The organism is Pseudomonas sp. B20, assembly GCF_020515755.1.
Classification (GTDB): domain Bacteria; phylum Pseudomonadota; class Gammaproteobacteria; order Pseudomonadales; family Pseudomonadaceae; genus Aquipseudomonas; species Aquipseudomonas syringae.
Genome location: NZ_JAHPJG010000006.1, coordinates 67,593 through 88,586, shown reverse-complemented (window position 1 = coordinate 88,586; position 20,994 = coordinate 67,593). Strand labels below are relative to the sequence as shown.

The following is a 20,994-nucleotide window of genomic DNA, read 5'->3' as shown; positions in this document are numbered from 1 at the left end:
CTGGCCCGAATGTTCATCGTTCCGCATGCTCCGTGGGGGAATGCATTTCGTGACGCTCTGCGTCACACATCCCCCAGCGCCAGAATCGTCGCGACCAGCGTCTGGCCTCTGGGCACCAAGGTGTTCAGTTCCAGGTACTCGCGGTCGGTGTGGACCTTGCCGCCCACCGGGCCAAGGCCGCACAGGGTCGGGATCCCCAGGCTGGCGGTAAAACCCGAGTCGGCGCAGCCTCCGGTGAATTCGCCTTCCACGCTGAAACCCAGTTCCTGCGCGAGGCCCTTATAAATACTCAGCAACTCGTTACTGTGCCGGGCTTCCATCGGCAGGAAGGTGGTGGCTTCCAGCAGTCTGGCTGAAGTGCCGGGCAGTTCCTCTTCGGCGACGATCGCCTGCACGGCGGCAAGTATTTCCGCCCATTGGCGAAGCTCGACAAAACGCACATCGAGCTTCGCCGTGGCGCTGGGCGCTACCGTATTGCTGGAGGTACCGCCGGAGATCAGCCCGACATTGGTGGTGATGCCCGCTGGGTAATCAGTCAACGCATGCAACTTGATTACCTTGTGCGCCAGCGCCTGGATGGCACTGGCGCCGTCGGCATGATTGACTCCCGAATGCGCTGCGCGGCCGCTGACTTCGATGATCAGCGTGGCACCGCCTTTGCGCGCGCTGACCACATTGCCGCTGGCGCGTCCCGGTTCGGGGTTGAGCACCGCGCGCGCCTGGCGGGCGTAGTGTTCGATGTGACTGCGAGCGCTGGCGGAGCCGATTTCCTCGTCGCCGGTGTACAGAATCTGCACCGGGAACGGCAGCGGACCTGCGCGCTTCAATGCCTTCAGCGCAAAGCAGTTGAGCACCAGTCCGCCTTTCATGTCGGCCACGCCAGGGCCGTAGGCTAGTTCACTGTCTTTTGTGTAGCCGCGTGTTGTAGTGGTGCCCTTGGGGAATACGGTGTCGCGATGACCCAGCAGCAACACTGGTTTGCCGGGTCCGCCGGGCAATTCAGCCAGCAACACATCGCCGAAACCCTCGACCGGGATACGCTCGACGCTGATTCCGTCAGCCTGCAATTGTGCGCAGAGCAGCTCACCGACTGCGTCGACGCCGACCTTGTCGTAGCTGTTGGAATCGGTATCGACCAGGCGCTGCAGCAGCGCTTCCATCGCCTCATATTGCTCGGCCAGCCACGCGGTGGCGTGCAGTTGTGCCTCATTCATTCACTCAGCTCCTGTGCCCGCTGCTCCCGGGTCAGTCGTGCGCCGTCCGTGCCCAGGTCCCAGAACAGTCCGGCCATGATTTGCAGGCTCTCCTTGACCACCGGAGCCAGCAAGTGCTCATCAGGTGCATGCTGCGAGCACGCCGGATATGAGTGTGGCACCCAGACCGTCGGCAGGCCCAGCACTTCAGCGAACACGTCGTTGGGCAGCGAACCGCCCAGATTGGGCAGTAGCGCGGGTTTCTTGCCGGTGGTGGCGGCCAGCGAATCCAGCGCCCAGCCAACCCACGGGCTGTCCGGCGACAGGCGCGTGGCGTGCATCACGTCCATACGCGTCTGCCTGACCTCGACACGATCGAAGCCGTGGGCATCGAGGTGCGCGCGCACCGCGGGGATGAACGCGTTGTAATCGCTGTCGACAACAAAGCGAATGTGACACAACGCGTGAGCCTTGCCGGGAATGGCGTGTACCGGGGCGTCCGGGTTGCCGGTCTTGAAAGCGAGCACGTCGAGGGTGTTCCAGCCGAAGACTTTTTCGCTGAGCGACAGCGCCGGGTTGCCCCAGTCGGCGTCGATGTCCGGATCGCCGGGGCCGCCGCCGACCTCGATATCCGCTAACGCGGCCTTCACAGCGTCGGGAATGGCTTTGGGCATCAGCCCCGCGACTTTCACCCGGCCATGTTCATCGACCATGCTGGCGATGGCATTGGCCAGAATGATGCCCGGGTTGGCCAGCAGGCCGCCCCAGTTTCCGGAATGGTGCGCACCTTCGCGCAGGTTTACCGTCAGCTCGAAGTTGAACACCCCGCGCGAGCCGAGAAACAGGGTAGGGCGTGCCGCTGCGAGGCGCGGGCCATCGGAGGCGATGAAGATGTCGGCGGCGAGCTCTTCGGCGTGCGCCTGGCAGAACGCGCTCAGGCCGGGGGAGCCATCTTCCTCGCCCATTTCCAGAAGCAGTTTGACGTTGAAACCCAGCTTGCCGTCGCGAGCCTTGAGGGTCTGCTCCAGTGCCGTCAGGTTGATCAGGTGCTGGCCCTTGTTGTCGGCGGTGCCGCGCCCGTACCAGCGCTCGCCACGCTCAATCACCTGCCACGGCGACAGGCCGGTCTGCCACTGCGCGTCATAGCCGCGAACCACGTCGCCGTGGCCGTAACTGAGCAGCGTCGGCAGTTCAGCGGCTTCGATGCGCGTGGCGATCATCAGCGGGCCGCGTCCGGCGACCGGGTTGTCATGCACGGTAACGCTGAAACCCAGGCGCTCGACATGCGGGGTGATGAACTCATGAAGATAACGATACAGCTCGGGCAGGCTCTCGGCCTCCTGGCTTTGGGTCGGGTAGGCAACGCTTTTGCCGAGCAGGGCGAAAAACGCGCCGTTGTCGAACTGTTCAGTGACGTTTTCGATGGCGTGCGAACGGCTACTCATGAGGGCATCTGCTCCAGAGGTTTCGAGGTGTCGTGCAGGTGGCAGCGAACGGTTCCGCCTTCCATGCGGCCAATGGCCGGGGCTTTTTCCTTGCACGCCGGCATGCACGCCGGGCAGCGCGGATGAAAGGCGCAGCCGGACGGCGGCGACATGGGATTGGGAAAGGTGCCGTGCAAACCCAGATCGGGAATGCCCAGATGCGGGTCCGGGGTCAGCACCGAGTCCAGCAATGCCTGGGTGTAGGGATGGCCGGGCCGGGCGAACAATGATTCGCGGCTGCGCTCTTCGACGATCCGCCCCAGGTACATGACCGCCACGCGGTCGGCCAGATGTTCGATGACGGCCAGGTTGTGGCTGATCAGCAGGTAAGTCAGGCCGAATTCCTGTTTGAGCTCCTGCAACAGATTGAGAATCTGCGCCTGCACTGAAACGTCCAGCGCCGAAGTCGGCTCGTCGCAGATCAGCACATCCGGACGCATCACCAGCGCCCGGGCAATTGCCACACGCTGGCGCTGGCCACCGGAAAGCTGGCTCGGGTAACTGTCGATCACGCGTTTGGGCAAGCCGACCACGTCCATCATCGCTTCGGCGCGCTGGCGACGTTCGGCCGCGGTGCCGATGCCATGCACGATCAGCGGCAGCGTGACGATCTCGCGCAGGGTCTTGCGTGGGTTGAGTGACGAGTAGGGGTCCTGAAAGATCGGCTGAATGCGCCGCGCCATCTCCTTGCGGTCGGTGCCGGCGAGGTGCTTGCCGTTGACCAGTACGTCGCCGCTGCTGGGCGCAAGCAGCCCCAGCAGCATCTTCGCCAGGGTACTTTTACCGCAGCCCGATTCGCCGACCAGCCCGAGTGTTTCGCCACGCATCAGGCGCAACGACACACCATCGACGGCTTTGAGCGTGGCATCGGGTTTGAAAAAACCACGACTGATGCTGAATTCGCGGCGTATATCGCACAGTTCCAGCGCGATGTCTTTCTTCACGCTGGCAGTCGGAACCTGTTTCACGGCGGTATTCATGACGGTACGCCCTCACGGTGAAACAAAGGTTCGGCGCCCGCTGCGGCAAACAGACAGCGAGTCATGTGGTTGTGGCTATTGATCGGCGGGACGTCGTCGGCACAGGCCGGGATCGCCTGCGGGCAGCGATTGCGAAATGCGCAGCCGTGTTGCTCGCCCACCAGGCTGGGCACCAGCCCTGGAATCGACCCCAGCGGCTGGCCCGGCCGAGTGCGTCCGGGGATCGGTATGCTCGCCAGCAAGCCGCGGGTATAGGGGTGTTGCGGGTTCTCGAACAACTCGATGGCCGGGGCGGTCTCGACGATCTGTCCGGCATACATCACCGCGACCCGGTCGGCGATACGTGCCACCAGCCCCAGGTCGTGGGTGATGAAGATCACGGCCAGACCCAGCTCTTTCTGAATATCGCGGATCAGGCGCAGGATCTGCGCCTGAATGGTCACGTCCAGCGCAGTGGTCGGTTCGTCGGCGATGATCACGTCCGGTTCGCACATCAGGGCCATGGCGATGATCACCCGCTGGCGCAGGCCGCCCGACAGTTGATGCGGATACTGGCGCAAGCGCTCGCCCGCGTTGCTGATCCCGACTTTCTCGAGCATTTGCGCGGCGCGCTGCAGGGCCTCCTTGCGCGACACCTTGCGGTGTCGGGTGAGCACTTCGCTGAGCTGATCGCCAATGCTGTAGGCCGGGTTCAGCGAGGTCATGGGCTCCTGAAAGATCATCGCCAGGCGGTTGCCGCGCAGGTCGCACATCTGCCGCTCGCTCTGGGTCAGCATGTCGATGCCGTCCAGGCTCAGTGTCGTTGCGGTACGCCGGGCCTTGCGCGGCAGCAGGTCCATGAGCGCCAGCGAAGTCAGGGATTTGCCGCAGCCGGACTCGCCGACGATGCACAGCATTTCGCCGCGCTCGACCTGAAAGTCCAGGCCGCGCACTGCGTGCAGCGTGTCCTGCCCGAGAGGAATCTCGACACGCAGGTTTTCAACATGCAAAAGCGCCATGTGCGTATCTCCTCTGTCAGTTGCGCCCGTCGGGCAGGATCAGGTCGCGCAGGCCGTCACCGACCAGATTGATGCCCAGCACCAGCACCATCAGGGCGACGCCGGGAATGGCGATGACCCAAGGGGAAAAGAACATGTACGGTTTGCCCTCGGCGATCATCAGCCCCCATGAAGGAATGGGCGGCTGCACGCCGACTCCGAGAAACGACAGGGCCGACTCGAGGAGGATCGCGTGAGCCATTTCCAGCGTAGCGACGACGATCAGCGCACCGACCAGATTGGGCAGGATTTCGCTGGCCAGAATGCGCAGCGTCGAGCAACCCAGAGCCTGGGCCGAGGCGACGTATTCAGCGTCGCGAATCTGCTGCACGGCAGCGCGCACCACCACGGCAAAGCGGTCCCAGAGCAGGCAGCCAAGCAGTACGATCACCACTTTCAGCGAGCCACCGATCAGCGACGCGGAGGCCAGCGCGATCATCACCACCGGCATCGCCAGGCGGGTGGTAATCAGGTAGCTGATCAGTGCATCGGTCTTGCCGCCGAAGTAGCCGGCCAGCAGGCCCATGATGGTGCCGATGATTCCGGAGATCAGCGCGGCCGATAAGCCGATAAACAGCGAGATGCGTGCGCCGTAGAGCAGGCGTGACAGGTAATCGCGGCCCAGTTTGTCGGTGCCCAGCACGTAGTCCCAGGTGCCGTTGGCCATCCACACCGGGGGTTTCATGCGCAGCATCACGTCCTGTGCATAAGGGTCGTAGGGGGCCAGCCAGGGCGCGAACAGAGCGCCGAGCATGATGATCAGCAGCAGTACCGCGCCGATGGCGAAGCCGCGATGCGCGAAGCTGCTGCGCAACGTGCGCCAGACGCTGCGCGCCGGAGGCTGGTAATCGTTGATCAGCAGCGGCGATGAGGTAGTTGTGCTCATGGGGCCTCCTATTTCACGCGGATGCGCGGGTCGAGCAGTGCGTTGAGCACGTCGGCCAGCAGGGTGAGGACGATGTAGATCACTGCGATCAACAGCACGACCGCCTGCACCACCGGGAAATCGTCACGGGCAATCGCATCCCAGGCCAGCTGGCCAATGCCCTGCAGCGAGAAAACCGTTTCGATGACCACCGAACCGCCGAGCATGAAGCCGAATTCCACGGCGGCGAGGGCCACCACCGGAATCAGCGCGTTGCGCAACGCATGCTTGAACAGCACGGTGGCAGGGCGCAGGCCCTTGGCCCGCGCGGTGCGGATGTAATCGGAATTGAGCACGTCGAGCATGCCCGCACGGGTCAGGCGCATGATCGCCGGCGTGGCGTAATAACCGAGGGCGATGGCCGGCATCACGAAGTGCGCCCAGGTCGAATTCCCGGACACCGGCAGCCATTTCAGGGTGACCGAAAACACCACGATCAGCATCAGCGCGAACCAGAAACTCGGCATGGCCTGACCCAGTACTGCGATGCTCAGTGCCAGGCGATCAATCCACGTGTCGCGTTTCACCGCGGCCAGCACACCCAGCGGAATGGCGATCAGCAGCGCAATACTCAGGGCCATCGCTCCCAGTCCGAGGGTGATCGACAGTCGCGAGGCGATCAGGTTGTAGACCGACTCCTGAAAGAAGAACGAGTCGCCCAAATCGAGGCGCACCACGTCGGCCAGCCATTCGAAATACTGCGTCACCAAGGGCTTGTTGAGGCCGTACTGCACGCGGATCTGTTCGATCTGCTCGCTGCTGGCTTCCGGCCCGCCGATGGCAGTGGCCAGATCGCCGGACAGGTGCAGCAGGGAAAAGCTGATCACCGACACGGTAATCGCTACGCACAGGGCAATGCCCAGGCGGCGCAAGAGAAATCCGAACATGGCAAGTGACCTTGTGTTCAGGGAATGACGGGGTGGCTGACCCAACTGCAAGGCGCGTCATGCGCCTCACAGCCCGGTTCGCCGACTGGCCTGGGCAAGCGCTTATTTCCAGCTCGACAGCACGAAGCGCGGCAGCTCGTCCGGGTAAGGCTTGAAGTTCAGGTCCGAGACGTAGGCGTAGTTCATCGAGTAGTTGAACAGCGGCGCCCAGTAGGCCTGCTCGCTGATGCGCTGCAACGCCTTGCGGTAGTTGTCCTTGCGCACCTGCGGGTCCAGCGCGTTGTCGGCGGTCTGCAGCCAGCCCTGGACTTGCGGGTCCTTGATGTTGTCGTCGGGGTTGCCCTTGAACCAGGTGCCGGCCGAAGCCGAGGTGTCGAGGATCGAGAACGAGCCCCACGCCTGGAACGACATCGGTACCTTGCCGCCGCGCTGCTGATCACGCAGGGCGGCGTACTTCAGGTAGCGCAGCTTGGCGTTGATGCCCACGGCGCGCAGGTTGCCGATGATGGCTTCCACGTAGTCGCGGTCGCGATAAGCGAAGATTTCGGTTTCAAAGCCGTTCGGGTAGCCGGCTTCGGCGAGCAGCGCCTTGGCCTTTGCCGGGTCGTAGTTGTAGACCGTGGCGGCGGTGGTGTCACAACCGAACTGGCCAGGGTAGCAGGCGACTTGCAACGGCTTGCTTTCGCCGCCGACCAGTTGCGAAGCCAGGCCGTCCCGATTGATCGCGTAGTTGATCGCCTGACGTACTTTCAGGTGCTTCATCGGCGAATCGGCGCTGGAGGTGCCGCGCGCGTCGAGAATCAGAAAACCAATGCGCATGGTCGCACCGCTGGTGACCACCAGATTGGGCATGGCCTTGAGGTTTTCCGCCTGATCCGGTGCAACCCGCCAGGTCCAGTCGACGCCACCGGTCATCAGCTCGGCCAGACGCGTTTCGGCATCGGCGATCACCCGGAAGTTGATGTGCCCGATCTTTGGCTGACCCTGCGGGCTGTCCTTGAAGTAGTCCGGGTTCTTGTCCATCTTCACGCCTTCGCCGGTGGCGATGGCCGTCACCTTGTAAGGCCCGGTGCCGACCGGTTTACGGCTGAAGCCTGCCAGCCCGACTTCTTCGAAGTATTTTTTCGGGAACATCGGTACGGCGTTGGAGAGGTATTCCAGCGCAGGCGGGAAGGGCTTTTTCAGGTGCAGACGAACGCTGTAATCACCCAGTTTTTCCGCGCTCTTGATCCAGTCGACGTTTTGTACCGTGACCACCTTGGACTCGGGAGACACCACATAATTGAGGGTGAACACCACGTCATCTGCGGTAAACGGGTCGCCGTTGTGAAACTTCACGCCCTGGCGCAGCTGGAAGTCGATGGTCGTATCGTCGACCTGTTTCCAGCTGGTGGCGAGCATCGGTTGGTACTCGCCATTGTCCGGGTTGCGATAGACCAGGTTGTCCCAGATCAGGCGACCGAGGATCACGCCTTCGCGCAAGTCGTTGTGATAGGGGCTGATGTTTTCCGGTTCGCTGTCGGAGGCGTAGACCAGTGTGTCGTCAGCCTTGCCGGCCAGGACGGAGAAACTGCTGAACAGGCTCAATAGCGCGATGCTGCGAGCGAAACCCTTGATTCCCATGCCGTCGTCTCCAAAAGGCAAAGTGGATGTATCAAAGGGCAGTGGGTCGCAAATGCGAGAAGGAGGAAGCAACGAGGTCGCAGTGTTCTTTTGATTGGGTTGTTTTGATGAATTGCGCCTCGACACGACTCTAGGCAAAGCGTATCAATGCCACAAGCACAATATTTCGAACCTTTCATTGCTGAAAAGGCAACGCAGGAGCATTGATGCAACTCTACGGCGTACAGTCCACGGCCTTGCGCTACTTCCTCGAAGTGGCGCGGTGCGGATCGATCAGCGAAGCCTCGATCCGCCTCAATGTCGCGTCTTCGGCGGTCAGTCGGCAGATCAGCAAACTCGAGCGAGAGCTGGATGCGGTGCTCTTCGAGCGTCAGGCGCGCGGCATGATGCTCAGCGAGGCGGGCGTTCGCCTGGCGGCCTATGCGCGCAAATCACAGCTTGAGGCCGAGCAGGTGGTGCTGGAAATCACCGAGCTGCAAGGCTTGCAGCGTGGGCATGTACGCATCGCCTGCTCCGAGGGCTTTGCCCTGGATTTTCTGCCGCAGTGCATTGCGCGGTTTCGGCGGCAGTACCAGGGCATCCATTTCTCGATGGAGGTCTGTGCCCCGGCGCAGGCCACCGAACGGGTGCGCTCGGGCGATGCAGACCTGTGCCTGACCTTCAGCCTGACGCCGCAGAACGAGATCAAGGTCGAGCACATCCACAGCGGCGCGATTTGCGCAGTGGTCAGTCATAACCATCCGCTGGCCGCCCGCAAGGAGGTTACGCTGGCTGAGCTGCAGCCTTACGCCATCGCCCTGACCAATACCGACACGACCTTGCGCCAGTTGTTCGATATCTGCTGCGGCGTGCAGGGCCTGCTGTTCGATCCGGTGCTGACCAGCAATTACATCGGCGCCTTGCTGCGGTTTGTTCGGGAGGAGGGCGGGATCAGCCTCTCCAGCGAGATGACACTCGACAAACGCGCCCATGAAAAACAGCTCAAATCGCTGCCGATCAGTGACGATGGTATGAAGGCACGGCGTATCGAGTTGCAAAGCATGGCCGGGCGCAACCTTCCCGCGGCAGTCGCCGCCTTCCGGGATTTTCTGATCGAGGAGCTGGCAAAGACCTGAGCCGCTGGCGGTATTGCGGGAGCGCTGTGTGGAGTGAGTAACCTTTGGTTGATGAAGTTCGCAAGCATGATGTTATAGTGTAACGAATTTATGGCCGTGCACTGCACGGCTGTGAACCGCCAACATCAGGCTTCGCCCGCGTGGTGAAGTTCGCCAACGAGACGAACGACGCACATGAACAAACCTCTCCCGGATGTTGCCCTGACGGAAATTTCCCCGGCGCTGGTGTCACTCGACTGGGTCGGCATGCAAGGTGTGGAAGTGCCGATCAGACTGGCTGAAGCGAGCATTCGTCATCCTGTCCACGCGCATGTCGATCTGCAGGTCGATCTGACCGACCCGAGCGTCAAGGGCATCCACATGTCGCGACTGTATCGGCTGCTCGACGGCTATGCCGAACGGCAGATCGTCAGCCCCGATACGCTGTCTGCCTTGCTGGAAGCCATGGTCGAGAGCCACCTCGACTGTCACTCCAGCCACGCCCGACTCAAGCTGAGCTTCAATCTGCTGTGTCGTCGCCCGGCGTTGATTACCGAAGGGCTCAGCGGCTGGAAATCCTACCCCGTGACCCTCGATGCCACTTGGCATGCCGGTCGGTTGTGTCTCGACAGTTCGGTGGATGTCACCTACTCGTCCACCTGTCCGTGCTCGGCTGCATTGTCTCGCCAATTGCTGGAAGAGGCATTCGCGGCGCGCTTCGGCAGGCAGTCGTTTGTCGATCCGATGCAGGTCGCCGCCTGGTTGCGCGAGAACGCATCGTTCGCCACGCCGCACAGCCAGCGCAGCGTTGCGACGGTGCAGGTGCGGGTGGCGGAGCAGGCGACCGAACTGGGCCTGATGACGCTTATCGACCTTGTCGAACAGGCGTTGGGCACCCCGGTACAAACCGCGGTCAAGCGGGCCGACGAACAGGCTTTCGCGCGGCTCAACGGCCAGAACCTGATGTACGTCGAAGACGCTGCGCGCAAGGTCCAGCAAGCACTCGAAGGCCGCTATGCAGCTTCCAGCGTCAGTGTTCGTCACTTCGAAAGCCTGCACCCGCACGATGCCGCTGCCCAGACTTCCAACTACCTGTCCTGAGGTTTCATTCCGTGATCCGTAAAAATCCTTCCGGCCATCTGCCGGTCATTGCCGAGTCCGCCTACATCGATAAAACCGCGATCATCTGCGGCAAGGTGATCATCAAGGACAACGTGTTTGTCGGGCCCTACGCTGTGATCCGCGCCGACGAGGTCGATGCCACCGGAGACATGGAACCGATCGTCATCGGTGCCAATTCCAACATTCAGGATGGCGTGGTGATCCACTCGAAATCAGGTGCTGCTGTCACCATCGGCGAGTTCACCTCGATCGCCCACCGCTCCATCGTGCACGGACCTTGCATGGTCGGAGATCGCGTGTTCATCGGTTTCAATAGCGTGTTGTTCAATTGCCAGGTCGGCAACGGCAGCGTGGTCAGGCACAACTCGGTGGTCGACGGTCGCGATTTGCCGGAGCACTTCTACGTGCCGTCCACCACCCGGATCGGGCCGGGCACTGACCTTTCGCAATTTCCACCGGTGAGCATTTCGGCTTCGGAATTTTCCGAAGATGTGGCGCACACCAATATTGATCTGGTGCGCGGCTACAAGGCGCTTCAGAACGAGTTTTGAAGCGCTGCGCGCCAGCGGCAAGCGGCAAGTTATAAGCTGCAAGCTAGAGGCTAAAAGCTTGAAGCTTTCCACTTGCAGCTTTCCACTTGCAGCTTGCAGCTTGCAGCTTGCAGCTACAAGCCATTAGCCCCCCATCACGGACCTTGGACTTTTCATGACAACAGCTGTTCACTCAACCCGGGCACCCGCATCACGGCTGCGCTCGATCGATGCTCTGCGCGGGCTGATCATTCTCTTCATGTTGCTGGACCATGTCCGCGAAACGTTCTTCATGCACCACCAGGTCATCGACCCGATGGACGTCGCCACCACCGCGCCCGAGCTGTTTTTCAGCCGGACGCTGGCGCATTTGTGTGCGCCACTGTTCGTCCTGCTGACCGGGCTTTCGGCGTTCCTCTATGGCGAGAAACACCAGGGCAAAAGCGACGTTGCGGCGTTCCTGCTCAAGCGCGGTCTGTTTCTGATTGCGCTGGAGTTCACCCTGGTGAGCTTTGCCTGGACCTTCCAGTTCCCGCCGACCATCATCTACCTGCAAGTGATCTGGGCCATCGGCCTGAGCATGGTCGCGCTGTCGTTGATGGTGTTTCTGCCGCGCTGGGCGCTGGTGGTCATCGGTGTGGTGATCATTGCCGGGCATAACCTGCTGGACACCGTGCATTTCGGTGTCGAGTCGGCCATGCACGTGCCGTGGGCGATCCTGCACGACCGTGGCTGGATCGAGGCTTCCGATAGCCTGCGCTTGCGCACCTCGTATCCGTTGTTGCCGTGGATCGGCATCATCGCACTGGGCTACGCCGCAGGCCCCTGGTTCTCAAGCAGCTACGACGCGGCGAAACGCCGTGCGAACCTGTGGAAGTGTGGGGCAGGGGCGCTGCTGGGCTTCGTGGTCCTGCGCCTGATCAACGGCTACGGCGAAAAGCCGTGGAGCGTCGGCGATACCGGCGTACAGACGGTCATGAGCTTCTTCAACATCACCAAATACCCGCCGTCGCTGCTGTTCATCTGTCTGACGCTGGGGATTGGTCTGCTGATCCTCATCGCCTTCGAACGCGGTCAGGAAAAAAGCGCGTTGCGGCCGCTGGTGGTGCTCGGTTCGGCGCCGATGTTTTTCTACCTGCTGCACCTTTACGTGCTGAAAATTCTGTACCTGATTGCCTTGGCGATCTGGGGCACCAATCAGGGCACGTACTTCGGTTTCGACCACATTTGGGGCGTCTGGCTGACCTCGGTGGTACTGGCCGTGCTGCTGTTCCCGGCGGTGCGCTGGTTCGCCGCGCTCAAGGCCCGTCGTCGGGATATCAGCTGGCTGAAATACTTCTAGTCCCGGCAACAGCGGTGCGCCTGCTGGCGTACCGCGTCTCGCCTGGCGTCAATCTCCGTGCGCCCCGTAATTCATGATCGACAGCAGTTTGATCGGCACCTGCACCAGTTGCTCGGGGCCATGGGGGATGTCGCCATCGAAGGTCAGGCTGTCACCGGCCTGCATCGGATACAGCTGGTTGCCGTGGCGGTAGATCAGCTCGCCTTCCAGCAGGTGCAGAAACTCCGTGCCGGGGTGTGAGAAGGTCGGAAACTCTTCGCTGGCATCGTCCATCGTCACCATGTACGCCTCGAAACTCTTCTTCGGCCCACGGGTATGGTTGAGCAGGTGATAGGTGTGGCCTTTCTCGGTGCCGCGCCTCACCACTTCGAGTCCTTCATCGGCCTTCACCAGCAGGGCGCTGCTGCCTTGCTGGTCGTACTGGCTGAAAAGTTTGGACATGGGCATGCCCAGCACGTCGCACAGGCGGCTGAGGTTGTCGAGGCTGGTCGAGACCTGCGCGTTCTCGATCTTGCTCAGCATGCCCTGGCTGATACCGGCGATGCGCGCCACGTCGGCGAGCTTCAGTTCCTGAGCCTGGCGCTGACGCTTGATCTGAATGCCCAGGTACTGCTCGAGCTTCAATTTCGGATGAGGGTCGGTCGGCATGTTCATCGGCTTTGCACGGTTTCCGTTCAATAATTTTTATTTCGCACTGGGAATGTGCGTTTCGCCTGGCCGCGGTGTGGCCGGGTTGCAGATTATTCCCACAGGGAAAACGAGTTTCCCATATAAACAGCCGAATTACCCCTCCCGAGTCACTTCGTTTAACTGGCATACCAAACTGGCAAGCGCCTTGCATTCCTAAAGGGAAAGTAACTTTCCTGTTCGGAATATATCCCGAAAGGCAGTGAACAGCGGCCCTTCCCTGAAACGTTTTGCTTTTGCCAGGAGACACGCCCCATGTTGCCACCCGAAACACAGCGTCTGATCGAACAGCACGGCATCAAGTACGTACTGGCTCAGTTCGTCGACATTCATGGTTCGGCCAAGACCAAATCGGTTCCTGTGACAGGTCTGGAAATGGTTGCAGAGGACGGCGCCGGGTTTGCCGGTTTCGCGATTTGCGGCATGGGTATGGAGCCTCACGGGCCGGATTTCATGGCCAGGGGTGATCTGTCGTCGCTGACCCCGGTGCCGTGGCAGCCGGGCTATGGACGTGTGGTGTGCATCGGCCATGTGGATGGCAAACCCTGGCCCTATGACAGCCGCTACGTGTTGCAGCAGCAGGTCGAACGCCTCAGCCAGCGCGGTTGGACCCTCAATACCGGCCTGGAGCCCGAGTTCAGTCTGTTCAAGCGCGACGTCACCGGCAGTCTGCAGATGGTCGATGCCAGCGATAACCTCGACAAGCCCTGCTACGACTACAAGGGGCTGTCGCGCTCTCGCGCGTTTCTCGAGCGCCTGACCGAGGCACTGCAGCCGGTGGGTTTCGATATTTATCAGATCGATCATGAAGACGCCAACGGCCAGTTCGAGATCAATTACACCTACAGCGAGGCCATGGAATCGGCTGACCGTTTCACCTTCTTCCGCATGGCCGCCGGAGAGATCGCCAATGACATGGGCATGATCTGCTCGTTCATGCCCAAGCCTGATCCCAAACGTGCCGGCAATGGCATGCACTTTCACCTGTCGATCGCCAGTGCCAGCAACAAGAACCTGTTCCACGATGCCAGCGATCCGAGCGGCATGGGGTTGTCGAAACTGGCCTATCACTTCGCCGCGGGCCTGCTGGCTCACGGGCCTGCGCTGTGTGCCTTTGCCGCACCCACGGTCAACTCCTACAAACGCCTGGTGGTCGGCAATTCACTCTCGGGCGCCACCTGGGCCCCGGCGTTTATTGCCTTCGGTGCCAACAACCGCTCGGCGATGGTGCGCGTGCCTTATGGCCGTCTGGAGTTTCGTCTGCCCGACGCCGGGTGCAATCCGTATCTGGTCAGCGCCGCAATCATTGCCGCAGGCCTGGACGGTATCGACCGGCAACTGGAGATCGATCACGTCTGCAACGAGAACCTCTACACATTGAGCCTCGAAGAGATTGCCGCACGGGGCATCAAGACCCTGCCGCAGTCGCTCAACGAAGCCTGCGACGCGCTGCAGGCCGACCCATTGTTTGGCGAAGTGCTGGGCAGCGAGATTGTCGATGAATTCATCCGCCTCAAGCGCATGGAGTGGGTGGAATACAGCCGCCACGTGAGCGACTGGGAAGTGAAACGCTATATCGAGTTTTTCTAGCGGCAAGTTTCAGAGAGCAGCTGCAAGTTTCAAGCGGCAAGCTGCAAGAAGAAGCGGATTGCGGCGTGTTTGATTTCTCTGTCTACGCGGTTGGTTTTTAGCTTGCAGCTTGCAGCTAAAAGCTTGCCGCTCCCGAACAAGGTGAGGCTTATGTGCGGAATCGTTGGTTTGTATCTGAAAAACCCGGCGCTGGAGTCGCAACTCGGCAAGTTGTTCGAGCCGATGCTCGAAGCCATGACCGACCGCGGACCGGACAGTGCCGGGTTCGCCATCTATGGCGATGAAGTGGCGCAGGGCTGGGTCAAGCTGACCTTGCAGGCCACCACCGAACAGTATGATTTCACTGCGTTGATCGCGGCGCTGCAAGACAGGTTGAGCGCGCCGCTGGACTGGTTTCAGAACGCCAGCGCTGTGGTCTTGAAGATTCAGGCAGAAGAAGCCCCGGTGCGTACCGCGCTGGCGGAGCTGGCACCGAGCGTGCGCATCATGAGTGCCGGGCAGAGCATCGAGATCCTCAAGGGCATGGGCCTGCCGCGGGAGATTTCCGAACGCTTCGGTCTGGCGTCCATGAAAGGCAGTCACATCATCGGCCACACGCGCATGGCCACCGAAAGCGCCGTGACCATGGAAGGCAGTCACCCGTTCTCCACGGGCTCCGACCTGTGCCTGGTGCACAACGGCTCGCTGTCCAATCACTTTCGTCTGCGCCAGAACCTGCGCCGCGAAGGCATTCACTTCGAGACCGACAACGACACCGAAGTGGCGGCGGGGTATCTGGCCTGGCGTCTGCAACAGGGCGACAGCCTGAAACAGGCGCTCGACAAGTCGCTCGAAGACCTCGATGGCTTCTTTACTTTCGCCATCGGCACACGCAACGGCTTCGCAGTGATTCGCGACCCGATCGCCTGCAAACCGGCAATCCTTGCCGAAACCGATGACTACGTCGCCATGGCCTCGGAATACCAGGCGCTGTCCAGCCTGCCGGGGATCGAGAACGCCAGGGTCTGGGAACCGGTCCCGGCCACCATGTACATCTGGGAACGCGAGCCAGCCGAGGGAGCACGCCCATGAAAACCGTCGATCTTTCCAGCGCCACCGTGCGTGATCTCAATCAGGCCCTGCACGATCAGGTCAAGCAATTGCAGGACCGCGAATGGTTGGTCACGCATCCCGATGGCGCACACAACCTGGCGGTCGGCGTCAACGAAGCCATCTCCATCGATATTAAGGGCCACGCGGGTTACTACTGCGCGGGGATGAACCAGAAAGCGTCGATCACCGTGCACGGCAACGTCGGTGTCGGCTGCGCGGAAAACATGATGTCCGGCGCTGTGCGGGTCAAGGGCAGCGCCTCGCAGGCGGCCGGCGCAACGGCACATGGCGGCTTGCTGGTAATCGAAGGCGATGCCGGGGCGCGTTGCGGGATTTCCATGAAAGGCATCGACATCGTGGTCGGCGGCAGCATCGGCCACATGAGCTGCTTCATGGGCCAGGCCGGTCGGCTGGTGGTCTGCGGCGACGCTGGTGATGCGCTGGGGGACTCGCTGTATGAAACGCGGATCTACGTCAAAGGCAAGGTCGAGTCACTGGGCTCTGACTGCATCGCCAAGGAGATGCGTGAAGAGCATCTGCAGGAGTTGCAGGAGTTGCTCAATCGCGCGGGCTTCAACGAGAAGGCAGCGGATTTCAAACGCTACGGCTCGGCCCGTCAGCTTTACAACTTCAAAGTCGATAACGCCTCCGCGTACTGATCCAGGAGCATTACCATGAGCGACCCTATCAGCCACAAACCTGCTCCAGTCCTGCGCGAGTCGGCCACCTTCGATCGCCTGACCATTCAGGAAATCCAGCGTGCTGCGGAAACCGGCATCTACGACATTCGTGGTGGCGGCACCAAGCGCAAGCTGCCGCACTTCGACGACCTGTTGCTGCTCGGCGCCAGCGTGTCGCGCTACCCGCTGGAAGGCTACCGCGAGAAGTGCGGCACCGACGTGGTGCTCGGCAATCGTTTTGCCAAGAAGCCGTTGTACCTGAAAATCCCGGTAACCATTGCCGGCATGAGCTTCGGCGCGCTGTCGGCCAACGCCAAGGAAGCACTGGGCCGTGGCGCGACCATCGCGGGGACCAGCACCACCACCGGCGACGGCGGCATGACCCCGGAAGAGCGTGGCCAGTCGCAGCATCTGGTCTATCAGTACCTGCCATCGCGTTATGGCATGAACCCGGACGACCTGCGCAAGGCCGATGCCATCGAGATCGTGCTGGGGCAGGGCGCCAAGCCGGGCGGCGGTGGCATGTTGCTGGGCATGAAAGTCACCGAGCGGGTGGCTGGCATGCGTACCTTGCCGGTCGGTGTCGATCAGCGCTCGGCCTGCCGTCACCCGGACTGGACCGGCCCGGACGATCTGGCGATCAAGATTGCCGAGATTCGCGAGATCACCGACTGGGAAAAGCCGATCTACGTGAAGATCGGTGCCAGCCGTCCCTACTACGACGTGAAACTGGCCGTAAAAGCCGGCGCCGACGTGATCGTCCTCGACGGCATGCAGGGCGGTACGGCGGCGACTCAGGAAGTGTTCATCGAACACGTCGGCATCCCGATTCTGCCTGCCATCCCACAGGCCGTGCAGGCGCTGCAGGAAATGGGCATGCATCGCAAGGTGCAGTTGATCGTCTCTGGCGGCATCCGCAACGGTGCCGACGTGGCCAAGGCCATGGCGTTGGGTGCCGACGCAGTGGCGATCGGCACGGCGGCACTGATAGCACTGGGTGACAACCATCCGCGGCTCGACGAAGAACTGAAAAAGATCGGCTCGGCAGCGGGTTACTACGACGACTGGCAAAACGGCCGCGACCCGGCGGGCATCACCACCCAGGACCCGGAACTGTCCAAACGTCTCGACCCGGTCGAAGGCGGCCGGCGCCTGGCCAACTACCTGCGCGTACTCGTCCTCGAAGCCCAGACCATGGCCCGCGCATGCGGTAAATCACACCTGCACAACCTCGACCCGGAAGACCTGGTGGCACTGACCGTCGAATCAGCGGCGATGGCCCGCGTGCCCCTGGCCGGGACGTCTTGGATTCCGGGGTTTGGTTCTGGTTACTGACGCCATAACGTGCTTTCGAAGGCGAAGGAACCCGACGAAGTCGGGCCGGAAACGGAGCGGCGGGCTTTGCCTACTTTGGCCCCATCAAAGTAGGTCGCCGAGGGGCGAAAAGGTGGCTCAGGTCGAGTCTGAATCTCACCGAGTCGCAGAACTGTGCGACGCGGAGCGTCACGAAACGCATTACCACGCGGAGCGTGGGAACGAGAACCTTAGTGGTTTAAGCCCCGCTTTCGGGCTCATCGGACTTATATATAACGCCATTCGCGCAACGAGAACTTGACCCCCAAGAGGCCGAAGAGCCTCGCCTGTCTCAATGACCTTCCTTGCTGCCAGACACTTTCCATTCATTTGCGGGAGCTTTGAACATGGTCAATCTTCTACACGGCAAATCCCTTACCGCTTTACTCGCGCTCGGCGCCTTTGCTCCGATTGCGCAGGCAACTGACGCCCCCGTCCTGAACACCGGCAGCACGGCCTGGATGGTCACCGCAGCCGTGCTGGTGCTGTTCATGTGCCTTCCGGGGCTGGCGCTGTTCTACGGCGGCCTGGTACGAGCCAAGAACATGCTATCGCTGTTTACCCAGTGTTTCGGCATTGCCGGAGTCGTGGGCGTGCTGTGGGTCATCTATGGCTACAGCATGGTGGTGGACACCAGCAACATGGTCGAAGGGCAAGTGAGTTTCAACAGCTTCGTGGGCGGTCTGAGTCGTGCGTTTCTGGCTGGCATGACCCCCGACAGTCTGGTCGGCGATATCCCTGAAGGGGTATTCGTGACGTTTCAGATGACCTTCGCCATCATCACCCCGGCGCTGATTGCCGGGGCCTTCGCCGAACGCATGAAGTTCTCTGCGGCGCTGCTGTTCATGGCGCTGTGGTTCACCCTGGTGTATGCGCCGGTCGCGCATATGGTCTGGGGTGGCGCCGGCGCCTTGATGCACAACTGGGGCGTGCTGGACTTCGCCGGCGGCACCGCAGTGCACATCAATGCCGGTGTTGCTGCACTGGCGGCATGTCTGGTACTGGGCAAACGCAAGGGTTATCAGAACACCCCGATGCCGGCGCACAACCTGAGCCTGACCATGGCCGGCGCAGCCATGCTCTGGGTCGGCTGGTTCGGATTCAATATCGGTTCCGGTGGCGGCCTGAACGGCACGTCCGGCATCGTCATGCTCAACACGCAAGTGGGGGCGTGCGCGGGGATACTTGGCTGGATGTTCACCGAGTGGTTCAAGGTTGGCAAGCCCAGCGCGCTGGGTCTGGCAAGCGGCGCATTGGCGGGTCTGGTCGGTATCACCCCGGCGTGTGCCTATGTCGGAGTCGGCGGAGCACTGGCCATCGGCGTGCTGTGCGGCGTGTTCTGCTACCTGAGCGTAACCGTACTGAAAAAACGCCTGGGCTATGACGACAGCCTCGACGTCTTCGGCCTGCACGGCATCGGCGGCATGATCGGTGCAGTACTGACCGGCGTGTTCTGCGTGCCCTCACTGGGCGGTCTGGTGCCCGATGTCAGCATGGGCGCCCAAGTGATTGCCCAGATCAAAGGCGTACTGTTCACCACGGTCTACTGCTTCGCGGTCAGCTGGATCATCCTCAAGGCCGTGCAGGCCCTGATCGGCCTGCGGGCTCACGAGTCAGTCGAAGAAATGGGCCTGGATCTGGCCGAGCATAACGAGCGGGCTTACAACCATTGAGAGGGCTGTCGGGCCCATAGTAAAAGCGCCTTTTAATCGCGATGGCACAGACGACGCAGAGTGCGACGTTAGTGACAGGGAGAAGCAACCCGACGAAGTCGGGCCGGAAACGGAGCCAGGGGCTTCGGTCACTTTGGCCCCGTCAAAGTGACTCGCCGAGGGGCGAAAAGGTGACCGGAGTCGACCACCAATCCACCTGAAAAAGAAAAACCGCTGTGTGACACGGAGCGTCACGAAAGGCATTACCACGCGGAGCGTGGGAACGAGAGTCGCAATGTGATTTTTGATTCTGGCCGAAGGCCGTAGCGAACTTGTTCGCGAAGAAGGCTTCTCAATCGACGTATTTTTGCCGATTACACTCGCGCTTTCGCGAACAAGTTCGCTTACGCCCTTCGGGCAGAAGCCTGGAAGCCTTTTACTTGGAGCATCCAGGACTTGCGCATAACGATGAGTGCAGAGCGTGTGGAGGATCAATATTATGGTCTGAGCAGCATTTTCCTGGGCCTCTCAGGCAATCTCAACACTCAACGAAACACTGGCACCACATGCTTGATGAACAGCTCAAGCGACTTTTTCTTCTCGGCGTGGGGCAGGCTGTTATCGCACCAGAAGCTGAACTCGTCGACACCCAACTCCTGATAGTGACGAATGCGCGGAATGATCTCCTCAGGGGTACCGATCATGGTGTTTTTGCGGATGTTCTCCAGCTCGAACTCCGGACGTTCCTTGAATTTCTCTTCCGGGCTGGGAGCCAGAAAACCGTTGACCGGCGTCTGTTTGTTGCCAAACCACGCGTCAAAAGTACGGTAGAACTTCGCGATGGCGGTGGCACCCACTTTCCAGCCTTCAGGATCATCTGCGGCATGCACATGCGTATGGCGCAGCACCATCAACTGCGGGCGGGGCACGTCAGGGTTGTTGGCCAGCGCGGCGTCGAACTTGTTCTTCAGGTCGACAACTTCTTCGTCACCCTTCATCAACGGGGTAACCATCACGTTACAGCCGTTCTGCACGGCGAAATTGTGCGAGTCGGGGTCGCGCGCAGCGATCCACATCGGCGGTGTGTTGATCGGCTTGGGCACGGAAGTCGAGGTCGGGAATTTCCAGATGTCGCCATCGTGAGCGTAGTCACCCTGCCAAAGTGCACGCACCACCGGTACCATTTCACGCAACGCCTTGCCGCCCTCGGAGGCTGGCATGCCACCGGCCATGCGGTCGAACTCCACCTGATAGGCGCCGCGTGCCAGGCCGACTTCCATGCGCCCGTTGCTGATCACGTCCAGCAGCGCGCATTCACCCGCGACCCGCAATGGATGCCAGAACGGCGCAATGATGGTGCCCGCGCCCAGATGAATGCGTGTGGTTTTGGCCGCCAGATAGGCCAGCAGCGGCATCGGGCTTGGCGAGATGGTGTATTCCATCGCGTGGTGTTCGCCTATCCAGACTGTGCTGAAGCCACCTTGCTCGGCCATCAGCGTCAGCTCGGTCAGGTCCTCGAAAAGCTGACGATGGCTGACACTGTCATCCCAGCGTTCCATGTGCACGAACAACGAAAACTTCATGACACTTACCTCGCTTAAATCTGGCGCCTGCACCGGCGTGATGAGTTATTGTTGTCTGATGGTATACCGTAATACTTTCGGTGCAAGTGTTTTTTGCGGCGCTGCTCCGCGCTGCAAAACGCAACGGCATAAACGAAAAA

The 20,994-nt window shown here is 61.2% G+C and carries 18 protein-coding genes; 9 read left to right on the top strand and 9 right to left on the bottom strand.

The features are described from left to right. Positions 1-62: 62 nt before the first annotated feature. The 7 genes from LIX91_RS08385 to LIX91_RS08355 form a co-directional block, all read right to left on the bottom strand. Complete coding sequence (locus LIX91_RS08385) at positions 63-1,214, bottom strand: M20 family metallopeptidase (protein WP_226488329.1); 1,152 nt, start codon at positions 1,212-1,214, stop codon at positions 63-65. Continuing rightward, on the bottom strand, positions 1,211-2,638 hold the full coding sequence (locus LIX91_RS08380; RefSeq protein ID WP_004412629.1) for a M20 family metallopeptidase: 1,428 nt from the start codon (positions 2,636-2,638) through the stop codon (positions 1,211-1,213). The genes LIX91_RS08385 and LIX91_RS08380 overlap by 4 nt, the downstream gene beginning before the upstream one ends. After that, on the bottom strand, positions 2,635-3,657 hold the full coding sequence (locus tag LIX91_RS08375; protein ID WP_226488328.1) for an ABC transporter ATP-binding protein: 1,023 nt from the start codon (positions 3,655-3,657) through the stop codon (positions 2,635-2,637). Before LIX91_RS08375 ends, LIX91_RS08380 begins: the two co-directional genes overlap by 4 nt. Then, positions 3,654-4,655, bottom strand: coding sequence for an ABC transporter ATP-binding protein (locus LIX91_RS08370; RefSeq protein WP_226488327.1), 1,002 nt, complete (start codon positions 4,653-4,655; stop codon positions 3,654-3,656). Before LIX91_RS08370 ends, LIX91_RS08375 begins: the two co-directional genes overlap by 4 nt. A 16-nt stretch (positions 4,656-4,671) precedes the next feature. Next, entirely contained in the window at positions 4,672-5,580 is a 909-nt protein-coding gene (locus LIX91_RS08365; RefSeq protein WP_004412635.1) for an ABC transporter permease, read from the bottom strand. Positions 5,581-5,588: 8 nt separating this feature from the next. Next, complete coding sequence (locus LIX91_RS08360; RefSeq protein WP_003348343.1) at positions 5,589-6,506, bottom strand: ABC transporter permease; 918 nt, start codon at positions 6,504-6,506, stop codon at positions 5,589-5,591. A gap of 102 nt (positions 6,507-6,608) precedes the next feature. Next, positions 6,609-8,129, bottom strand: coding sequence for an ABC transporter substrate-binding protein (locus LIX91_RS08355; protein WP_004412638.1), 1,521 nt, complete (start codon positions 8,127-8,129; stop codon positions 6,609-6,611). 206 nt (positions 8,130-8,335) lie between these two features. Here LIX91_RS08355 and LIX91_RS08350 point away from each other — a divergent pair, with 206 nt between their 5' ends. From LIX91_RS08350 to LIX91_RS08335, 4 genes are all read left to right on the top strand, one after another. Further along, the gene (locus tag LIX91_RS08350) at positions 8,336-9,244 is read left to right on the top strand and encodes a LysR substrate-binding domain-containing protein (RefSeq protein WP_003408081.1); all 909 of its coding nucleotides are present in this window, start codon (positions 8,336-8,338) and stop codon (positions 9,242-9,244) included. A gap of 174 nt (positions 9,245-9,418) precedes the next feature. Then, positions 9,419-10,324 (top strand): GTP cyclohydrolase FolE2, encoded by a 906-nt coding sequence (gene folE2, locus LIX91_RS08345; RefSeq protein ID WP_004410826.1) that lies wholly within the window; start codon positions 9,419-9,421, stop codon positions 10,322-10,324. An 11-nt stretch (positions 10,325-10,335) separates the two neighbouring features. After that, positions 10,336-10,896 (top strand): carbonate dehydratase, encoded by a 561-nt coding sequence (locus LIX91_RS08340; RefSeq protein WP_003367212.1) that lies wholly within the window; start codon positions 10,336-10,338, stop codon positions 10,894-10,896. Between the two features lie 154 nt (positions 10,897-11,050). After that, the gene (locus LIX91_RS08335) at positions 11,051-12,217 is read left to right on the top strand and encodes a DUF1624 domain-containing protein (RefSeq protein ID WP_226488326.1); all 1,167 of its coding nucleotides are present in this window, start codon (positions 11,051-11,053) and stop codon (positions 12,215-12,217) included. A 48-nt stretch (positions 12,218-12,265) separates the two neighbouring features. Here LIX91_RS08335 and LIX91_RS08330 read toward each other — a convergent pair whose 3' ends face one another. Beyond that, positions 12,266-12,871 (bottom strand): helix-turn-helix domain-containing protein, encoded by a 606-nt coding sequence (locus LIX91_RS08330; protein ID WP_003423969.1) that lies wholly within the window; start codon positions 12,869-12,871, stop codon positions 12,266-12,268. A gap of 288 nt (positions 12,872-13,159) precedes the next feature. On the opposite strand from LIX91_RS08330, the gene glnT reads away from it, so the two are divergent. The 5 genes from glnT (at position 13,160) to LIX91_RS08305 (ending at position 19,292) form a co-directional block, all read left to right on the top strand. Then, on the top strand, positions 13,160-14,494 hold the full coding sequence (gene glnT / locus LIX91_RS08325; RefSeq protein WP_004410830.1) for a type III glutamate--ammonia ligase: 1,335 nt from the start codon (positions 13,160-13,162) through the stop codon (positions 14,492-14,494). A gap of 150 nt (positions 14,495-14,644) precedes the next feature. Next, the gene (locus LIX91_RS08320; RefSeq protein ID WP_004412645.1) at positions 14,645-15,565 is read left to right on the top strand and encodes a class II glutamine amidotransferase; all 921 of its coding nucleotides are present in this window, start codon (positions 14,645-14,647) and stop codon (positions 15,563-15,565) included. Next, the gene (locus tag LIX91_RS08315) at positions 15,562-16,245 is read left to right on the top strand and encodes a protein glxC (RefSeq protein ID WP_046235856.1); all 684 of its coding nucleotides are present in this window, start codon (positions 15,562-15,564) and stop codon (positions 16,243-16,245) included. The genes LIX91_RS08320 and LIX91_RS08315 overlap by 4 nt, the downstream gene beginning before the upstream one ends. 15 nt (positions 16,246-16,260) lie before the next feature. Continuing rightward, a complete protein-coding gene (locus LIX91_RS08310) occupies positions 16,261-17,601 on the top strand; it encodes an FMN-binding glutamate synthase family protein (protein ID WP_226488325.1) in 1,341 nt (446 codons plus the stop codon). A 365-nt stretch (positions 17,602-17,966) separates the two neighbouring features. Next, positions 17,967-19,292 (top strand): ammonium transporter, encoded by a 1,326-nt coding sequence (locus LIX91_RS08305; RefSeq protein WP_226488324.1) that lies wholly within the window; start codon positions 17,967-17,969, stop codon positions 19,290-19,292. Positions 19,293-19,816: 524 nt separating this feature from the next. On the opposite strand, the gene LIX91_RS08300 is transcribed toward LIX91_RS08305, so the two are convergent. Continuing rightward, a complete protein-coding gene (locus LIX91_RS08300; protein WP_004412651.1) occupies positions 19,817-20,854 on the bottom strand; it encodes an LLM class flavin-dependent oxidoreductase in 1,038 nt (345 codons plus the stop codon). Between the last annotated feature and the right edge of the window lie 140 nt (positions 20,855-20,994).